Annotated in this window: 14 protein-coding genes; 8 read left to right on the top strand and 6 right to left on the bottom strand. The window is 32.5% G+C overall.

The features are described 5' to 3' along the window. Positions 1–9: 9 nt before the first annotated feature. Together FH508_RS11510 and FH508_RS11505 are read left to right on the top strand one after the other, a co-directional pair. Positions 10–984, top strand: a complete 975-nt coding sequence (locus tag FH508_RS11510; RefSeq protein ID WP_172771459.1) for an AAA family ATPase — start codon at positions 10–12, stop codon at positions 982–984. Positions 985–1002: 18 nt separating this feature from the next. Then, on the top strand, positions 1003–2583 hold the full coding sequence (locus FH508_RS11505; RefSeq protein ID WP_172771458.1) for a hypothetical protein: 1581 nt from the start codon (positions 1003–1005) through the stop codon (positions 2581–2583). Between the two features lie 135 nt (positions 2584–2718). On the opposite strand, the gene FH508_RS11500 is transcribed toward FH508_RS11505, so the two are convergent. Then, positions 2719–3714 carry a DGQHR domain-containing protein gene (locus FH508_RS11500; protein WP_172771457.1) on the bottom strand — a complete coding sequence of 332 codons (996 nt, stop codon included), beginning with the start codon at positions 3712–3714 and terminating at the stop codon, positions 2719–2721. 132 nt (positions 3715–3846) lie between these two features. On the opposite strand from FH508_RS11500, the gene FH508_RS11495 reads away from it, so the two are divergent. Beyond that, positions 3847–4206 carry a helix-turn-helix domain-containing protein gene (locus FH508_RS11495; RefSeq protein ID WP_172771456.1) on the top strand — a complete coding sequence of 120 codons (360 nt, stop codon included), beginning with the start codon at positions 3847–3849 and terminating at the stop codon, positions 4204–4206. Between the two features lie 245 nt (positions 4207–4451). Here the strand turns inward: FH508_RS11495 and FH508_RS11490 are convergent, their stop codons facing one another. From FH508_RS11490 to FH508_RS11475, 4 genes are all read right to left on the bottom strand, one after another. Beyond that, positions 4452–5531 (bottom strand): Ger(x)C family spore germination protein, encoded by a 1080-nt coding sequence (locus FH508_RS11490; RefSeq protein WP_172771455.1) that lies wholly within the window; start codon positions 5529–5531, stop codon positions 4452–4454. Next, positions 5506–6648 (bottom strand): GerAB/ArcD/ProY family transporter, encoded by a 1143-nt coding sequence (locus FH508_RS11485; protein WP_172771454.1) that lies wholly within the window; start codon positions 6646–6648, stop codon positions 5506–5508. The genes FH508_RS11490 and FH508_RS11485 overlap by 26 nt, the downstream gene beginning before the upstream one ends. Before the next feature lie 4 nt (positions 6649–6652). Further along, entirely contained in the window at positions 6653–8134 is a 1482-nt protein-coding gene (locus FH508_RS11480; protein WP_172771453.1) for a spore germination protein, read from the bottom strand. A gap of 856 nt (positions 8135–8990) precedes the next feature. Continuing rightward, positions 8991–9353 carry a winged helix-turn-helix transcriptional regulator gene (locus tag FH508_RS11475; protein ID WP_172771451.1) on the bottom strand — a complete coding sequence of 121 codons (363 nt, stop codon included), beginning with the start codon at positions 9351–9353 and terminating at the stop codon, positions 8991–8993. Positions 9354–9480: 127 nt separating this feature from the next. On the opposite strand from FH508_RS11475, the gene FH508_RS11470 reads away from it, so the two are divergent. The 3 genes from FH508_RS11470 to gshAB all read left to right on the top strand — a co-directional run bounded on the left by FH508_RS11470 (position 9481) and on the right by gshAB (position 13823). Next, on the top strand, positions 9481–10596 hold the full coding sequence (locus tag FH508_RS11470) for an S-(hydroxymethyl)glutathione dehydrogenase/class III alcohol dehydrogenase (protein WP_172771942.1): 1116 nt from the start codon (positions 9481–9483) through the stop codon (positions 10594–10596). 4 nt (positions 10597–10600) lie between these two features. Next, entirely contained in the window at positions 10601–11434 is an 834-nt protein-coding gene (fghA, locus tag FH508_RS11465; protein WP_228134492.1) for an S-formylglutathione hydrolase, read from the top strand. A gap of 130 nt (positions 11435–11564) precedes the next feature. Continuing rightward, a complete protein-coding gene (gene gshAB, locus FH508_RS11460) occupies positions 11565–13823 on the top strand; it encodes a bifunctional glutamate--cysteine ligase GshA/glutathione synthetase GshB (RefSeq protein WP_172771449.1) in 2259 nt (752 codons plus the stop codon). 702 nt (positions 13824–14525) lie between these two features. On the opposite strand, the gene FH508_RS11455 is transcribed toward gshAB, so the two are convergent. Continuing rightward, positions 14526–15113: an SCO family protein gene (locus FH508_RS11455; protein ID WP_172771448.1), complete on the bottom strand. Its 588-nt coding sequence runs from the start codon at positions 15111–15113 to the stop codon at positions 14526–14528. Positions 15114–15703: 590 nt separating this feature from the next. On the opposite strand from FH508_RS11455, the gene FH508_RS11450 reads away from it, so the two are divergent. Together FH508_RS11450 and FH508_RS11445 are read left to right on the top strand one after the other, a co-directional pair. Then, positions 15704–16039, top strand: coding sequence for a DUF485 domain-containing protein (locus FH508_RS11450; RefSeq protein ID WP_172771447.1), 336 nt, complete (start codon positions 15704–15706; stop codon positions 16037–16039). Beyond that, complete coding sequence (locus FH508_RS11445; protein ID WP_172771446.1) at positions 16040–17593, top strand: solute symporter family protein; 1554 nt, start codon at positions 16040–16042, stop codon at positions 17591–17593. Positions 17594–17721 lie beyond the last annotated feature (128 nt).

The following is a 17721-nucleotide window of genomic DNA, read 5'->3' as shown; positions in this document are numbered from 1 at the left end:
GTATATATTATGGTGAACTCATCTAGTATTAGTGTACCTTTTGGAAAACATCCTATTGACACTGGAAAATATCTAATTGCCACAAATGAAATTGATAAATTATGTTATATCGTAGGGAACTGGATTGATAATAGATTTCCAGGTGCTATTATTCATGGTCGCCCTCGCCTAGGTAAGACACGTGCTATTAAATACCTAATCAAAGTACTTCCCAAAGAATTAAATCAAAATATTCCTATGTTCCATATTAAATGTAAAACCTATAAAAATCCTAGTGAAAACAGCTTTTTTGAGGATTTGTTAGATGGAGTTGGACATGCGACACCTGATCTAGGAAGACCAAGTGAAAAACGAATCCGTTTAAAACATTTTTTTATAAATGCAGCAGAAAAATCAAAACAAAATAAAATTGTTATTTTTATTGATGATGCCCAAAAACTATCTGGCATTCAATATGACTGGTTAATGGATGTATACAATGAATTAGACGAATATGGGATAGTATTAACTACTATTTTAGTAGGACATGATGAATTAATTGATCGTAGAAAAAAATTTATTAAAAATAAGGATTTTCAAATAGTAGGTAGATTTATGAGTGATAGCTATCAGTTTAATGGATTAAAAGATGCAGAAGACTTTAAGATATTACTAGAGCAATATGATGAAGGAACTGAATTTCCAGCTAATTCAAATGTGTCGTACACAAATTATTATTACAAGGATCATTTTAAAAACGGATTTAGGTTATTTAACTACGCTGAAGAGTTTTATGAAGTATTTCAAGAACTTCAATTAGAAAAAGGGTTACAAAATAATAAAGAAATACCGATGCAATATGTTACGCTAACTATAGAATATATATTAAAAAACTATGGCTATTTTAGTGAAAACATTCAACTTTTAAATAAAAGTCACTTCAAAAAGGCAATAATTAATTCTGGGTACATTCAATCTGAGTTAGTTTTATTAGAATTTGATTAAGGTCAACGGAGGGGTAATTTGAATAAAAAAGAGTTTGTTTGGGATAGGGGTTGGATCCACAGTTATTTATCCAATTGGTGTATATTCGAACGCTTTAAATACTCGAATGCCTTAAACAATAATGATATACTTCGTATTTTTGGAAACAATAATGTTAATGCGGTTAAGCGTATTGAAGGTGTAGGTGATTACTTAAGAGACCTAGTAATCTTAACTGGTATAGATGAAGGAAAAGCTATTGAAATATTTGGGATAAACCTAAAAAGACGAAATTCATTGATATACAAGAAAATAAGACCTATATTAGGTTTAACATTTGCTTATGCAATCAGAGAGAATATTACCATTTGTCCGTGTTGCATTAAATTTGGTTTTCACAGTATTTTTCATCAAATGACCCTTTTTAAAACATGTATTTATCATACTAATGAAACATTAGTAGATAGCTGTGAAAAGTGTGGAAACATTCTAGGGAAGTATCTGTTGTCCAATTTTTCAAATCCACCGTTTACTTGTGCATGTGGATTTTGTTTATTAGATAATAATAATGTGGTTTCAATTTTTAAAAGTTGGAAAAACAAATTTAGAATAGATAATGAGGAGCTAATAAACCTCCTTAACATATACAAAAGTCAAAAGGAAACTCCATTACTAATCCAACCAATACGTATTTTAAGAAAATATAATGAATTCGACCAATCCAATTTAAGTCGGTTAATTGATTATCAAAAAAATTACTATTTAAACAAAGAATTTAACGAGAATACAATTTTAAAAGAAGTATATTCTCAGAACTTTCTATCCTCTAAAAATGCTTTAAAAACTATAATGACTAACTACAAATACAATTTCAATTATCGTTATAACATTCGTTCATTCTTGAAAAAGGATAAGATTGACGCTGTGTTTTATGATGTATATATGCAATCAAGAGAGATTTATAAAGCGATCAAAAGATATTTAATGAAAAACTATTTAAATGACCATACCACTTGTATCCAATTAAATAATGAATTAAAAGCAAATGACTCTTTTTGTGGATTCTCTTTAGCTTTTACTTTTTGGAGAGAAGAGTTTGAAGAAATAAATTTATCACAAAAAGTAAAACAAGGCTCTATTGAATCAAAAATCTTTAACTTTGAGTGTTATTTAGAGAGATTTTCACTTTATCCTAAGGGTATTTATGCTAATTATCTAGAAGAGTTATTAGATAAATGTTTTAACATCACACAAGATGTTAATTCGATAGATATAAATCAAATAAAAAAAGTAATAAATACGATGCTACCATATTTATTGCTCGAAAGGTTCGCTGAATATTTAGATTTGATATTAAATCCTACAAAATATAAACCAAACAATTATTATTTACACGATATTATACCAATGCATTTAATTGTAATAGAACAACACATACAAGAAACTACAATATATCACCAAAATATATTTAATAAATTAGAAAAATTAATTCAAGACATGCAAAAAGAAAAAAATATATGCGGTTTTGATAAAAATTTTAAATATGAACGGTATAGAACACCTTCAGAGCTTGCAATTTTAAAGATGGATCTTAATAGGGGGGAGAATGCAACTAAATAATGATAATAGTCCAGTATATCTAATACTTCTTGAAGATTACGGTGTATATAGTGTCTAGTAAAGGATCAAATATACTTACTGTTTGTGGTTAAATAAAAGTAGTCTCCAATAAAATGGAGGCTACTTTTTATATAGCTAACCTTTAAGACAATTTAAAATATCATCAGCAAGCATTTTAGACCCTGCAGCCCCTTTAATGTACTTTAAATTCCCTGAAGATAACCAATCAATCTCTTTCAGATTACTTAAAAGCTTAGTCATTTGAATAGAATTAGGTTGGTGGGATTTCAATGAATAATTTTCATTAATTATTATGTTTCCTACAATCGCCAACGCATTTAAACATGTTATATGTGTCATTCTGTACAACTGATTATCATCCCACTGTTCTGGAAATAAATCTTTTATTAAATTGAAATAAAATAAAGCTAAATTTAATTTTCGTTCTTTTGGGAGATTAGCAAGAGGTGATTTCTTAGTTAATAAATTTATGATATTATATAAATTTTGTAATGTTACGTTTTTTTCCTTTGTTCTTCTTCCGATTAAGGTGCCTTTACTAAAGAAAGGACTCTCTGGCTTAAGAATTAAGTTTGTAGCTACCCAACTAAGGTCATCATTATCTCTATTTAAATAGCGACTTAGTGATGTGCCAATACCCTTAGCTTTTGAATTGATTACATCAAATAATTTAATTTCTTCATCTTCATCTAAATAATGAAAAGCCAAAAAGGGAACGTTTAATGTGCTATCTGTTTCATTGATATATTCACTAATTCCGCCTAATCTATGCTGTCCATCCATTAATGTAGCTTTCTTTGTGCAAACCAATCTCCCAAAATTTCTTCTTTGCCCTTCATATGCGTGAAACTCCCAATTACCTGAAGCATTTAATAATATAGGGGTGTAAAGAGCATCTTCACCTTGAGAAAGGTAATTTGCAAAATCTTTACATCTCTTTTTATCTATAGGGCGTTGATAGCCTTTGCCAGAAGAGTCATTATAAAGTTTAGAGTATGAAAAATTGACTGCGATTTGAGATGATACAAAGCCCTGGTAAGTTACACGACCACGCATCTTAGATTGTAATACATTTTCTATTGCTATATTTGAAGGTAAGTGATTACTCAAAATAAAAACTCCTTAAGTTAATTTAATACCCAAACATTATAGTACTTATAAGTATATATTTCAAACAATTTTATACTATATGTAACTGTAAGGTAGTACAAACCTCACATAGTCTAAATGTGAGGTGATTTTGTGGATAGTTTAGTCAAATTAGTTGGTAGCAATATCAAGGAAATTCGGAAATTGAAAAAACTAACGCAGGAAGAATTGGCCGAAAAATGTGGACTGCAAACTTCATATTTGGCTGGGGTTGAAAGAGGGGATAGGAATATTACTATTCAGACCTTAGAAAAAATTACGGAAGGCTTGGAAGAAGCACCTAGTAGTATTTTTAAATTTGACACACTAAATTTCGATAATAAGTACTTTGAGAAAAAAGAGTTGGTTATAATATTACAAAATCTAATTGAGGACAGAAATGAATCAGAAATCAGGTTGATTTTAAATATTGCGAATGAAGTATTTAATACTTATGAAAAAAAAGAGAAATAATCAAGAATTCCTTTTAACTTCATAAACCACTCAGTAGAGTGGTTTATTTTTATATTAAGAACAAAATAATCATTTAATAACAATAGGGTTAAAATTATTGGTTTTTATTTTTAAGATAAATACTTGCAAATTACAAATAATTTAAAGGGAATAAGAATGAAATAGCTGTTAGATACAGTTGTTATTGGAGGAGGGCAGGCTGGAAGTGAGCGCGTTTTTTTATTTTATAATTAACTTTTTGTGTTCTAATCTGTCAAAGGCACAATATTTAACTGATAATCAATCTTAATATCCATCTTCTTGAATATTTCAATCCATTCTTTTTCATCCATTGGTTTTGAAAAAGGTTTTAATGTATGAATACCTAGCTGTAATGGATCTACCTTCAATTCTTGCATCTTTTTGATTAGCTCTTGTGTTTGTTTTTCAAGTTTTAATTGGATTTCTTTTTTCAAATCTTCTAATTCCTTTGGTTCAAAAATTTGCTTTTCTCCCCGGTATTCTTCAATTCTCGAGTCTAAATTCACTGTATAGGTCATTGTAGACAAGCTTTTATTGATCTCTACTTTCGTATTAGACCTAACATGACCTAGAACAACTTCTAAATCTGGGATTGGCAGAACTGATAAGTAGTAATCATCTTTTAACAGTTGGAAGATGCGATCATCAAAAGTTGTTATTATTTCAACTAGTTTATCATTTTGAAACAGGGCTGTACCTTCATAACTGATAGCGTCATTTTCTATTTTAAATACAGGTAAGAATGGATCTGAATAAGGCGTATATAATAAATTTTTAAATTCATGTAAATTAACAACGCTAATTTCGCCCTGATTCTTTTCCTCATAATGCTTCAGCATTCGGTAAAAAGAGTAATCAAGATTGTCTTGTTTATCCAATTGATTTTCCAAGTAACCTTCAAAATTTCCTTTTACGACAACTAAATAAATTCTTAAAGAAATATCCGGATCATTTAATAACACATTAATAATGGACATAATTCCTTCTTTACCAATGTCTTCATTAATAATTAGCATTCTCATTTGCCCAGATTTCATTTCCTGGTAAAAGTTTGAGTTAAAGACCATTAATCCTTCTTTTATTAAGCTTACTTCTCGCGTCATCACACTCTTTTTTTCTTTGCTTAGAGGAGGCAATATCGTACTAATTTTTATTTTACCTTCATCCCCTTTACGAAGTGATAAAAATGTGACTGGAGCAAGCTCTTCAATAATGTTATTTTCAGTAAATGGGGCACATCCAGTTAACCATACTGCAATAAATAAAATTGAAAATTTTTTAGCCATCTTCTTTCGTAGTATCATCTTTATGAACCCCCTTTACCTTCATAGCTACGATAATAATAATTGGAACCGCAAAATAACTTAAGCTTCCTGCAATAATTTGAAGATTAAGTAAAACAACTTGTTTTTCATCTGACTTCCAAATCCATTCATTAACAAGTAACATTCCAATAAAAATTATAAATACACTGAAAATAAAGCCTATACGACTGGAAGGTTTATACACTTTTTCGTTAACTATTTTAGATGCTCCATAAAATAACAGAAGAAAAATTGATCCCGCAAAGACGATGTTAAATAATTCTAAGGCAAGCATGACCATATCAATACGTTCAATTACTGGATTTTGAAAGTAACGGGCCATAGTGACAATGGGAAATGGGGTTTTGCTTAAATAATTGGAACCGAAATAGAATAAGGATGCCATATAAAAAGTTACATACTCTATAACGGTTAGCGCATTTCCATAAGACAAATAACGAAATGTCCTATTATTTGCTTTAAACCATGGTCCTAAAAAAACCAGAAATTCAGGCCCTGAAAAAGAAGATAATATTAATAATATTCCTTTCCAGGAATCCCTTGTTAATTCCATTGGAACAATAGGGTACAAATCACTGAGATGAGCTATTGGAGGAAAAAAGAAAAATACAAAGAATAAGAACATCCAAAATGTACAAAAAAAGGAAATTATGACAAAACGTATTGTTTTTCCAACACCCTTCCAAGCTACATACAAACAAGTCAACAGTATAAAAAATATAAGCCAATTGGAATCTGTAGCTGGAAACATAAATATTTGTACTATTTCGGTGAAGCCTAACATAATAACGAAAAGTTTAAGCAGGATAAAGAACAGACCGACCAAAGAAAGAAAACGCACAAGTTTTTTTCCGAATAATTGGACAAATCCGTTATAACCGTCGCTAGAAAACCGGGTTAAAAACCATCTGGATAAAAGAAGAATGTTTAATTGGGACAATAAGCCGACCAATATAATAACCCAAATCATAAATGGATGAATTAAATACCTTGGCATAATTAAAAAAAAGTAAAGTAATTGGAGGCGATTAACCATCAACATGATATAGAACCCGTTATAGGTTTCATTCTTATTAAATAATTGAAGGGCTTCCATCAGTTCATCTCCTAGCTTGATATCTTTTCTTCTTCAGTGGTTTAAGATGTTCCGGCCGTTCCTTCATTTTAACTAAAGGCCCTCTAATGAATAAATCAAGCCAATCTTTTCCGTAGAAAGGAGCTACAGGAGATAAATATGGCTGCCTTAGTGAAGATAATCCATTAAGGTGAGCTAAAATGATAATCATCGCAAGAACAATCCCTATAATCCCTAGAAACGAAGAACATACAAGAAGAATGAATTGAATTAATGAATTTGCCTTTGTCACAAGATAATTAGGAACAAGAAAGGATGCGATAGTTGAAATCCCTACCATGACAATTAACACTTTGCTAGCCAAACCAGCCTCAACTGCTGCTTGACCAATTACAATACCCCCAATAACCCCAAGTGTTTGACCAGTCTTTGTTGGCATCCTTAAACTTGCTTCTTTTATAATTTCAATAAAAATCAACATGATAAATGCTTCCCAAAAAGGAGTGAAAGGAAGCTTGCTCCTTGATTCCACCAAGACGAAAAGCGTTTGTAAAGGAATCATTTGATAGTGATGAGTTGTTAGTGCCACGTAGAAGGGAATTAATGTGATAGAAAGAATAAAACTTACATATCTTATGATGCGCAAAAAACTCGCAACGACCCATCGATTAATATAATCCTCTGGTGATTGGAACAAATGAAACATAGTAATTGGGGCAACCAGCGCAAAAGGTGTATTGTCTACCAGGATCGTAATTTTTCCTATTCCCAGAGAATAAGCAACAACATCAGGTCGGTCAGTCTGCTGAAACTGAGGAAAAATACTGTCTGGATTTTCTTCAATAAATGCAGCTACTTGAGATGATTCAAAAAATAAATCATAATTAATTTCCGAAATTTTCTTTTTCGCAATTGAAACAAATTCTGGATTGGTCAGTCCCTCTATGTATAATAAGACAACATTTGTCTCACTTAAAGAACCAACGGTGAACTTCTCTGTTTTCAGTTCATGTGTTGGAAGGCGTTTCCGAATAAGCGTAATATTTTGTTCAAGCTGTTCACTGAAGCTGTCTTTTGCGCCTAATAGGATGGTTTCAGTATCCGAAGGTTCAATTGCACGTCCAAGCGGATTTTTTAATGGGATAGCGAACCAAAGGCTTGACAAAGATTCAAATAACACAACAGATCCTGTAAACAGCTGCGTTTTTGCTTCATTTAAAGTAGAAATAGCGTTTATTGTTGAATGAACATAGCATTCTTGAATGGACTGTTTGGAACAATTAGATAAAGGTTTTACAATGCTTTCATTTAATCTCTCTTGGTCAATTAAGGTTCTTATGTAGATAAGAACAACATGTTGATTTTCAGAAATGTTAAGCTCGACAAATTCCGCATCATCCATTTGAACGAGGGCTTTTTTTAGAGACTCTATTGATATTTTTAATTCCACGTTTGATTGAGAAACAGGCTTATTTTCATTTGATTGTATTTTCCGAAACATGTACATCCCTCATCTCTATAAAAAATTGCATCTTTGAAAGAACGTTAAAATTCCATATTAATTCGATTTTTAGCTCCTTAAGTGTTAAATATTTATACACCTTAACCACCTAAGACATTAAAATTGATCCATACAACCAGGCTTTCGCTCCATCCTTTCTTTTAACAATCGGGGAGTACAGGAGCATTAATGAGCTTTTAAATAATTTCACTCGAATATAACTAGCTAATACAGAGTCGCTGGCGTCAAATTGTAACGCTTCTATTTGCCACTATTACAACAATTTGAATGATTCAACATTTAGCTTTACCAGATACGGATGGATTTACACACCAGCAAGCTCCATTATTAAATATATTACTCTTTTTTCCGCTATTATTTTTGCTGACTAATGGCAGTATGAGTATTGCTAGTGATAAAGAATCAGGCTGGCTTGGGCGCTTACGAAAATACTTAAAGATGAGTCAATAGTTTTTAACCATCGAAGTATATTGTAATATGTGTAGTCTTAGCAGGAGTTATCCTGTGTTTTTTATTATCGAATAAGGGCAAAGTAAATAATTTTTCTTTGAAAAAGACCTTGGATAAAAAGGCGTTTTTTAGGGGTATACCATCGTATTAATCAAAAATCGCACAATATTTTGGCATAGAGTAACAAAAGTTTTTAACTTTTATTAAATTAAACAACACACTTTAGGTAATCGTTAAAAAACATTTTATGTAAATATTAATTGAGAAGAATTAATAGTGCTAAATGCAATTTTTTTTCACCAAAAATAATCGTTGGGAACATTCAAAAAGCCACGAAACGCCTTTATATCAGCGTTTCGTGGCTTTAATTTTAAAATCGTTTGTGAGCTCGTTATTCAACTGAAGTTTTATCAGCATTTTCTTTCAAAAATTCTCTAAAATTATCTCCCCAATCACAAATGGAAGTTACAACGGGTTCTAAGCGTAAACCAATTTCACTTAGTTGATACTCTACTCTAGGAGGCACAACAGGGTATACATCTCTAACAATGATTTGATCTTCTTCTAATTCCCTTAATTGTCTAATTAACATACGTTGATTGACATCGGGAAGGTATCGCTGTATTTCACTTAACCTTAAAGGAGACTGTTGGAGTAAACACCATATAATCGCTATTTTCCAACGTCCACCTATAACGGATAAAGCCAAATCTTTGCCAGTGAAAAAAGTTTTTTCTTTATAATGGATTTCCATATAATGTTACCCCTTTACTATTAATGTTTCATTTATAGTGACAAAAAAGTCAGTATTGTATAGTTTATCATAAAGTGTAATCATGGGAAAAGTAATTATTAGTAAGGAAAAGAAAGAAGGTATTCATTTGAAGAGTAGAGCTGCTGTGGCATTTAAACCAGGTGAGCCACTAGAAATTGTAGAAATAGATGTTGAAGAACCAAAGGCAAAAGAGGTATTAGTAAAAATTTTATATACTTCTGTCTGCCATACAGATGCTTTTACCTTATCAGGTGATGATCCAGAAGGCGTATTTCCTGCTGTACTAGGTCATGAAGGTGCTGGGATAGTCATTGCTGTAGGTGATGAAGTTACTTTAGTAAAACCTGGGGACCATGTTATACCACTATATACAGCTGAATGTGGAGAATGTAAATTCTGTCGTTCTGGTAAAACAAACTTATGTAGTGCAGTACGAGAAACTCAGGGTAAAGGTTTAATGCCTGACGGAACAACTCGTTTCTCATATAATGGTGAACCTATTTATCACTACATGGGAACAAGCACATTCAGTGAATATACAGTCGTGCCTGAAATCTCTTTAGCGAAAATTAACAAAGAAGCGCCGCTTGATAAAGTTGGTCTATTTGGATGCGGTGTTACTACAGGGATTGGCGCTGTACACAACACAGCAAAAGTGCAAGAAGGAGCTGTCACAGCCGTATTTGGTTTAGGAGCCATTGGATTAGCTGCTATTCAAGGTTTGGTTCAAGCAAAAGCAAGCCGAATTATTGCTATTGACTTAAATGAGGATAAATATGAATTAGCTAAAAAAATGGGTGCAACTGATTTTCTAAATCCATCTAAATTTGATAAACCAATTCAAGAAGTCATTGTTGAAATGACGGATGGAGGAGTAGATTATAGCTTCGAGTGTATTGGAAATGTTGAAGTAATGAGGTCTGCTCTTGAATGTTGTCATAAAGGTTGGGGTGAAAGTACGATTATCGGTGTAGCAGGCGCAGGTAAAGAGATTCATACTCGTCCATTTCAACTAGTAACAGGTCGAGTATGGCGTGGTTCTGCCTTTGGAGGTGTGAAAGGCAGAACGCAGCTTCCAGGAATGGTTGATGATTATATGAATGGTGAAATCGATATCGATTCGTTTATCACACACCACTTAAACTTTACAGACATCAATGAAGCATTTGATTTACTTCATAAGGGTGAGTCCATTCGTACGATGTTAACATATGGAGAGTGAGAAAGTGAGTCTTAAACTTATTGAAAAACATCGCTCGTTCGGCGGTGAGCAATATAAATACCGTCATTATTCACAAAGTTTAAAATGTGATATGACATTTAGTATCTACTTACCAGCAAATAAAGAAGAAAAAAAAATCCCCCTAATTTGGTGGCTATCTGGCTTAACTTGTACAGATGATAATTTTAGTCAAAAAAGTGGATTTCAAAGATTAGCTGAAAAATATCAAGTGGCAGTCATTATTCCGGATACTTCACCACGTGGGGATAATGTTGCTAATAATGAGGGATGGGACCTTGGACAAGGGGCAGGTTTTTATTTAAATGCGACACAAGATCCTTGGGCAAAGCACTATAACATGTATACGTATATAGTAGATGAATTAACTGCCATTGCGACATCTTTAGTACCTCATTATTCAGGTGAACAAAGTATAATGGGTCACTCGATGGGGGGACATGGCGCATTAGTGATTGGTATGAAAAATGCTACCATATTCAAAGCGATTTCTGCCTTTTCACCTATTTCAAATCCTAGTGAAGTCCAATGGGGAATAAATGCGTTCTCAACTTATTTAGGTGAAGAAAAAGCTTCCTGGAAAGAATGGGATGCGTCAGAACTGGTCAAAGAATCTGGTATGCCGCCTATTCTCATTACGCAAGGAACGCAAGATGAGTTTTATCCAAAACAATTAGACGAAACAAATTTTTTAAAGAATGCAAGGGGAAACAATCAGGTAGTACATTACAAGAAAGCTGAAGGTTATGATCATAGTTATTTCTTTATTGCAACTTTTTTAGAGGAGCATTTCGCTTTCCATATGGAGTACTTAAGATAATTTCTTTTATATCCACATTGTAGCAGAATGTGGATATTCTCGATCATTTCCTTTTGTCGTGCATTGCAGGTAACTAAATAATATATAAGAAACATCTGAAGGGGTGAGCAAATTGGAGGCTATTTTTAAAATGGATTATAAAAAAATGTTAGTTAATGACCATGTGAAACCATACTTATTAAAAGCTCGTTATGGGATTGAAAAAGAAAGTAAACGAGTAGATTTATCCGGAAATTTAGCTAAAACGGATCATCCTAAAAGTATTTCTCAACAAGATGACCATCCGTATATTCAGCGGGATTTTTCAGAATTACAGGTGGAATTAATTACACCTGTTACTGATACTTTGAACGAACTTTTTGATTATTTAGCAGCAATCCATGATGTTGCTTATCGTTCTATGGGTGAGAATGAAATGCTATGGCCATTAAGCATGCCGCCACAGTTACCAGAGAAAGACGAAGATATTGTAATGGCGAAATTGAAAAGTGCTGAAAATGTTCGATATCGACAATCATTATCGAATTCTTATGGCCGTCGTAAACAAATGCTTTGCGGTGTTCATTTTAACTTCGAGTTTGGCGATGAGTTAATTCAAGCATTATTTAGCGCACAATCGGAAATTAAAGAGTATCAGCATTTTAAAACAGAGATTTATCTAAAAGCTACAAGAAACTATTTGCACTATCGATGGTTAGTCACTTATTTTTATGGAGCTTCTCCTAGAAGTGAAAAGAATTTCTTTGAAGAAAAATTATCGAATGAGGTAGTAAGAAGCATTAGAAGCAGTAAATATGGTTATACGAATTCGAAAAATGTTCAAGTGTCATATAGTAGTATACAGAATTATGTATCAGACCTTTCTTCGATGGTTAAAAGAGGGCTTCTATCAGCAGAAAGAGAATTTTATTCACCTGTCCGTTTAAGAGGAGGACATCATGTTTCAGAACTAGAGGATAATGGCATTAGATATATTGAATTGCGAAATATAGATTTAAATCCTTTTGAAACATACGGCATTAGCTATGAGCAAGCAGAATTTCTCCATCTTTTCTTAATTTATTTACTATGGAAAGATGAAGGGGAAAATAGTGATGAGTGGGTAAAAATAGGCGAATGTTACAATGATATAGTGGCTCTTGAGCATCCATTAGAGCATACACAATTTGAAAAAGAAGCAAAAAAAATGATTGATGAAATGGAACATTTAGCAACAATTTTAAATTTGACTATTTCAGATACGTTATTTGTTCATCTGAAAGAAATGCTAATGGATCCAAGTAAGACTTTAGCTGGAAGACTTTTTGAAGAAAGTGAAAAATGCAGTCAACGTCAATTGGCTACGTCGATTGCTAAAGAAAATTATAAAAAATCATGGGATAAGCCATATCAATTAGCAGGATTTACTGACATGGAGTTGTCTACTCAGATTTTTATGTTTGATGCGATTCAACAAGGAATCCAAGTAGAAATCTTGGATCGACAAGATCAATTTCTGAAGCTCAAATTAAAAGATCATGTTGAATATGTAAAAAATGGTAATATGACAAGCAAAGATAATTATGTATCCACTTTAATTATGGAAAATAAAACAGTAACAAAGAAAATTCTTCAACAACATGGATTTCGTGTGCCGAAGGGTAAGGAATTTCAGACAATTGAACAGGCTTTACGCAGCTATGATCACTTTTCCTCCAAACCTTTTGTTGTGAAGCCGAAAACAACCAACTATGGATTAGGAATATCAATCTTCAAAGAAGGCTCAAATTACGAAGATTATCAAAAAGCCATTATACTAGCATTTAAAGAAGACTCTTCCATATTAGTAGAAGAATTTCTGAAAGGAACAGAATATCGATTTTTTGTATTAAATGATCGAGTAAATGCTGTTTTACTAAGAGTTCCTGCGAATGTTAAAGGTGACGGTAAACATACAATCGAAGAGTTAGTCATGCAAAAGAATCGTAACCCGTTAAGAGGAAGAGACCACCGGACACCTTTAGAAATTATCCAGTTAGGTGAATTAGAGAATCTTATGCTTAAATCTCAAGGATATCAAGTCAATTCGATTCCTAAAACGGATGAAATCATCTTTCTGCGTGAAAATTCTAATATTAGTACAGGTGGAGACTCGATTAATGTGACGGATTTAATTCCTGATGATTATAAAAAAATAGCAGTTGATGCAGCAGCTGCATTAGGAGCCAAAATTTGTGGTATTGATTTGATTATTGAAAATGGTAATAAAAATGCTTATGGAATTATTGAAGCCAACTTTAACCCATCTATGTATATGCACATCTATCCATATAAAGGAGAGACTCGACGTTTAACTATGCATATCATACATTATTTATTTCCTGAACTATTGCTGAGTCAGTCAAATTAGGGGCACAAATATTTTAACCACGTCCTGAGTAAGGACGTGGTTTTAAATGCTGTGTATATAATGCTATACTATGCAAATGTTAAACGATTGAACGATTATGTGATAATTAATTTCGTTTTTCCTTATAGTTTATGGTTCGCAGATAAGACACTTTGTTTATTTGTAAACGGCTATGATAGATTAAAATTAGTAAAGAAAGAATAAACCAATATAAAAGGGTTTCATATTGCGCTGTGTGAGAGCAATCGAGTTGACCAAAGGTACGTGAGACTGAATGTCACTGCGTTTTACATCACTCTGATTTAGTGGTAAATACTTAAAATACAGTATGTACAGGGAAAAATAAGAATGTCCGGACATTCTTGTCCTTTTTATTTTTTTAAAAAATGAACTGTCTGGACTTTCTTGTCCTTTTTAGCTTTTGAAATTGTGAGTTTGTCTGTATTTTCTTGTCCAAAAAGTAGGGAATTATCTTACGTCTGGACTTTCTTGTCCAAAATGTCTGTAGTTTCTTGTCCGTATACAGTATACAATATATGACTGTTAGCGAAAGCTAGCAGTCCTTTTTCTCGTCGTAAAATAATTTTAGTTTACATAATATAAATTATAGGAAGTTAAGTTTCAATGAAAAGTATACTTATGATAGTGAGACAAAATTAAAATAAACTCAGATAATTGTTACATCATCTGAGTTTATTCATCTTATTTAGATAAAGCTTTCATATCTGCTACGATTGTTTCTACAGGTACATTTGTAGCGCCGTCATAATCCTTCACGACAACTCCGTCAGCATTTACTAAATAAAAGCTCGACATATGTACGACTTGATCAGAATTCGGATCATTTTTTACTAATGAATTAAAAGATTTTCGCGCAAATTGCTCAATATACTTTTGATCATAACCAGTTAGTAGCTGCCATTTGCTATCCTTAACAACTGAATATGTTTGTAAATAATTTTTTAAAATATCTGGCGTATCTACTTCAGGATCTACACTAAATGCTACTATTTGATAATTCTTCACACCTTCATCCTCTAATGACTTTTGCACATCCGTCATATTATATGTCATTGGTGGACAAATCGAATTACAATTTGTAAATATGAACATTGCTAGCCAAGGCTGTCCTTTTAAGCTATCAAGGCTTACTTGCTTATTATTTTGATTCGTAAATGAAAAATCTTCTACATCAATACTCATTTTAGGTTCGAATTTATAACTGCCGCAAGCTGCCAAAATTGTGGTTAATACTAGTAACCCAACTAGTATGATCCTTTTCTTCCCCATTAAAATGTACACTTCCCTCCAGTTTATCATCGTATTTTATTGTATAAATAATAGAATACAAATACAAGATAATGAACTTGAATCATTTCCTCCTTTATATCATCCACTCTTAATCTGTATATTTTTGGTATACATTGACCATTTCTATTTTTTATATACAGAAAATTTTCAAAAAAAATTCACAACATTTATTTACTAATTTTCTTATTTCCCAAGACGCTTAACACTTGTTATATAACAACGTTTTTTAGCTATTCCTTTATAACTGACATTTTATACAATATTAAGGAAAGCATTAAATTTCTCTTTCAAGTTCGAATTTTCTCCTACATTCAAAATTATTATCAATAAGCTATTATTAATATACTATTTTAATAACGAATTTCATTCTCTTTCTAACGGGAAATTTCTATTAAAACCTTATTATTTCTACATTATTTCGACTATCTAAATTTAACTAAAAATTTGAAAAACTAAAAATTTAGTATTGCATTATAAGAATCTACCTCATAAAATAAGTGAATATAACGGCGAGTAACAAAGAAATATGTCGTTTAAAACAGAAATATATAACTTTAGGGGGAATAATGATGGCTAACATTACTGAGAACAAAAACGTACAATCAGTTGACTATAATGCAATTGAAGCTATGGAATCGTTCAACATTTTCGTGAAAAAGAAAAACACCTTCCTTTTCTCGATTACAGCAGGGTTTTTATTTCTTTATATTTTACTGCCAATCCTTGCTTTTCAGCCTGTACTACAACAAAAAATTATTGGTAGTATAACGGGTGTTTGGATTTATTCAGCAGGACTTTTCATCATGACAATTGTTCTTTGTACAGTATATGTAAAAAAAGCGGCTTCATTCGATAAAGCTGCTGCTGCAGTTCTTGCAGAGTACCAAGCGAAAGGTGGAAAATAAATGAATTTAGTATCAGTTGGTTTCTTCTTAGGAATCGTAGGTTTAACATTAATCGTTACGTATATAGCAGCGAAACGGACTTCTTCTGCAAGCGATTTTTATACAGCAGGTGGTGGTCTGAAAGGCTGGCAAAATGGTTTTGCCATTGCAGGTGATTACCTATCAGCTGCTGCTTTTTTAGGGGTTTCAGGAGCTATTGCTTTAACTGGATTTGACGGTTTCTTCTTCTCAGTAGGATATGTCGTTGCAAATTTAGTTCTATTATATGTAATTGCGGAGCCAATGCGTAATTTAGGACGCTATACGTTGGCAGATATGTTAACAGCTCGCTTTAATGAAAAACGTATTCGTGGTGTTGCTGCAACTGGAACAATTATTATCGTTATTCTCTATATGATTGCGCAATTAGTCGGTGCTGGTGCACTTATTAAATTATTATTCGGAATTGAGTACTGGATTGCGGTGTTAATTGTAGGAGTAATGATGACAACATATGTATTGTTTGGTGGGATGACAGCTACTTCTTGGGTTCAAATTATTAAGGCTGGACTTTTATTATTTGGGACAGGTCTATTAGCAACACTTGTACTAATGAAATTTGATTTCTCTTTAGTGAAAATGTTTGATACGATTTCTGCCGATCATGGCGACAAATTTTTAGTCCCTGGTATGAAGTACTCAAGCTCAATTGACTCTGTATCAATGATGATGGCACTTGTATTAGGTACGTCTGGTTTACCTCATATTTTAATGCGCTTCTTTACTGTTAAAGATGCGAAAACTGCTCGTGCTTCTATATCTTGGACAACTTGGATTACGGCCATTTTCTTCTCGTTAACAATTTTCTTAGGCTTTGGTGCAATGCACTTTGTAGGTCTTGATAAAATCATTGCAGAAAGTAAGGCTGGTAATACTGCTGCACCACTATTAGCTGAATTCCTTGGTGGAGATGTATTAATGTCATTCATTTGTGCTGTCGCTTTTGCAACCATTTTAGCCGTAGTCTCTGGTTTAGTATTAACAGGTGCATCGGCAATTTCTCATGATATATATGGTGAGATTATGAAAGATGGTAAATTAACAGAGAAACAACAAGTTGTAGCTGCTCGTACTGGCTCTATTTCGATTGCCATCGTTTCTATTATTCTGGCATTGTTTGCTCAAAGTTTAAATGTGTCCTTCTTAGTATCATTTGCATTCTGTATTGGCGCCTCTGCTAACCTACCAGTTATTCTATACACAATATACTGGAAAAAGTTCAACTCAACTGGTGCAGTTACAGCAATGGTAACTGGTTTAGTTTCCTGCTTAATATTAGGCGCAATGGGTCCAAATGTTTGGAGTCCAATAGAAGGTGCTGCAATTTTTGTTGGAGAGCCATTAGTGCCACTAGCAGTCCCAGCAATTATTACCATTCCATTAGGCTTTATTGCTGGTTACTTAGGTTCCGTTCTTTCTGCTAGCAAAGTGTCTCAAGCAGAAGCAGATCGGATTTACAAAGAAATTCGTGTGAAAGCGAATACAGGTGTATCTGTTTCAGATATTTCTCATTAATAAATTTATATCGGAATGAAGCATCAATTATTAATAAAAAGACTCGACTTTGGTCGAGTCTTTTTAATTTTTACTATAAAAATTCAAACATTTTACTTATCGAACAATACTATTTATTTTCCAAATTA

Source organism: Lysinibacillus sp. CD3-6, assembly GCF_006351725.2.
GTDB lineage: Bacteria > Bacillota > Bacilli > Bacillales_A > Planococcaceae > Lysinibacillus.
This window is presented reverse-complemented; position numbering and strand designations above follow the sequence as displayed.

Bases quoted from the DNA above. Each gene is read 5' to 3' on its own strand.
- FH508_RS11510 (WP_172771459.1), top strand. From the start codon at position 10: ATGGTGAACTCATCTAGTATTAGTGTACCTTTTGGAAAACATCCTATT.
- FH508_RS11490 (WP_172771455.1), bottom strand. From the start codon at position 5,531: ATGATACTACGAAAGAAGATGGCTAAAAAATTTTCAATTTTATTTATT.
- FH508_RS11485 (WP_172771454.1), bottom strand. From the start codon at position 6,648: ATGGAAGCCCTTCAATTATTTAATAAGAATGAAACCTATAACGGGTTC.
- FH508_RS11480 (WP_172771453.1), bottom strand. From the start codon at position 8,134: ATGTACATGTTTCGGAAAATACAATCAAATGAAAATAAGCCTGTTTCT.
- FH508_RS11475 (WP_172771451.1), bottom strand. From the start codon at position 9,353: ATGGAAATCCATTATAAAGAAAAAACTTTTTTCACTGGCAAAGATTTG.
- gshAB (WP_172771449.1), top strand. From the start codon at position 11,565: ATGGATTATAAAAAAATGTTAGTTAATGACCATGTGAAACCATACTTA.
- FH508_RS11455 (WP_172771448.1), bottom strand. From the start codon at position 15,113: ATGGGGAAGAAAAGGATCATACTAGTTGGGTTACTAGTATTAACCACA.
- FH508_RS11450 (WP_172771447.1), top strand. From the start codon at position 15,704: ATGGCTAACATTACTGAGAACAAAAACGTACAATCAGTTGACTATAAT.
- FH508_RS11445 (WP_172771446.1), top strand. From the start codon at position 16,040: ATGAATTTAGTATCAGTTGGTTTCTTCTTAGGAATCGTAGGTTTAACA.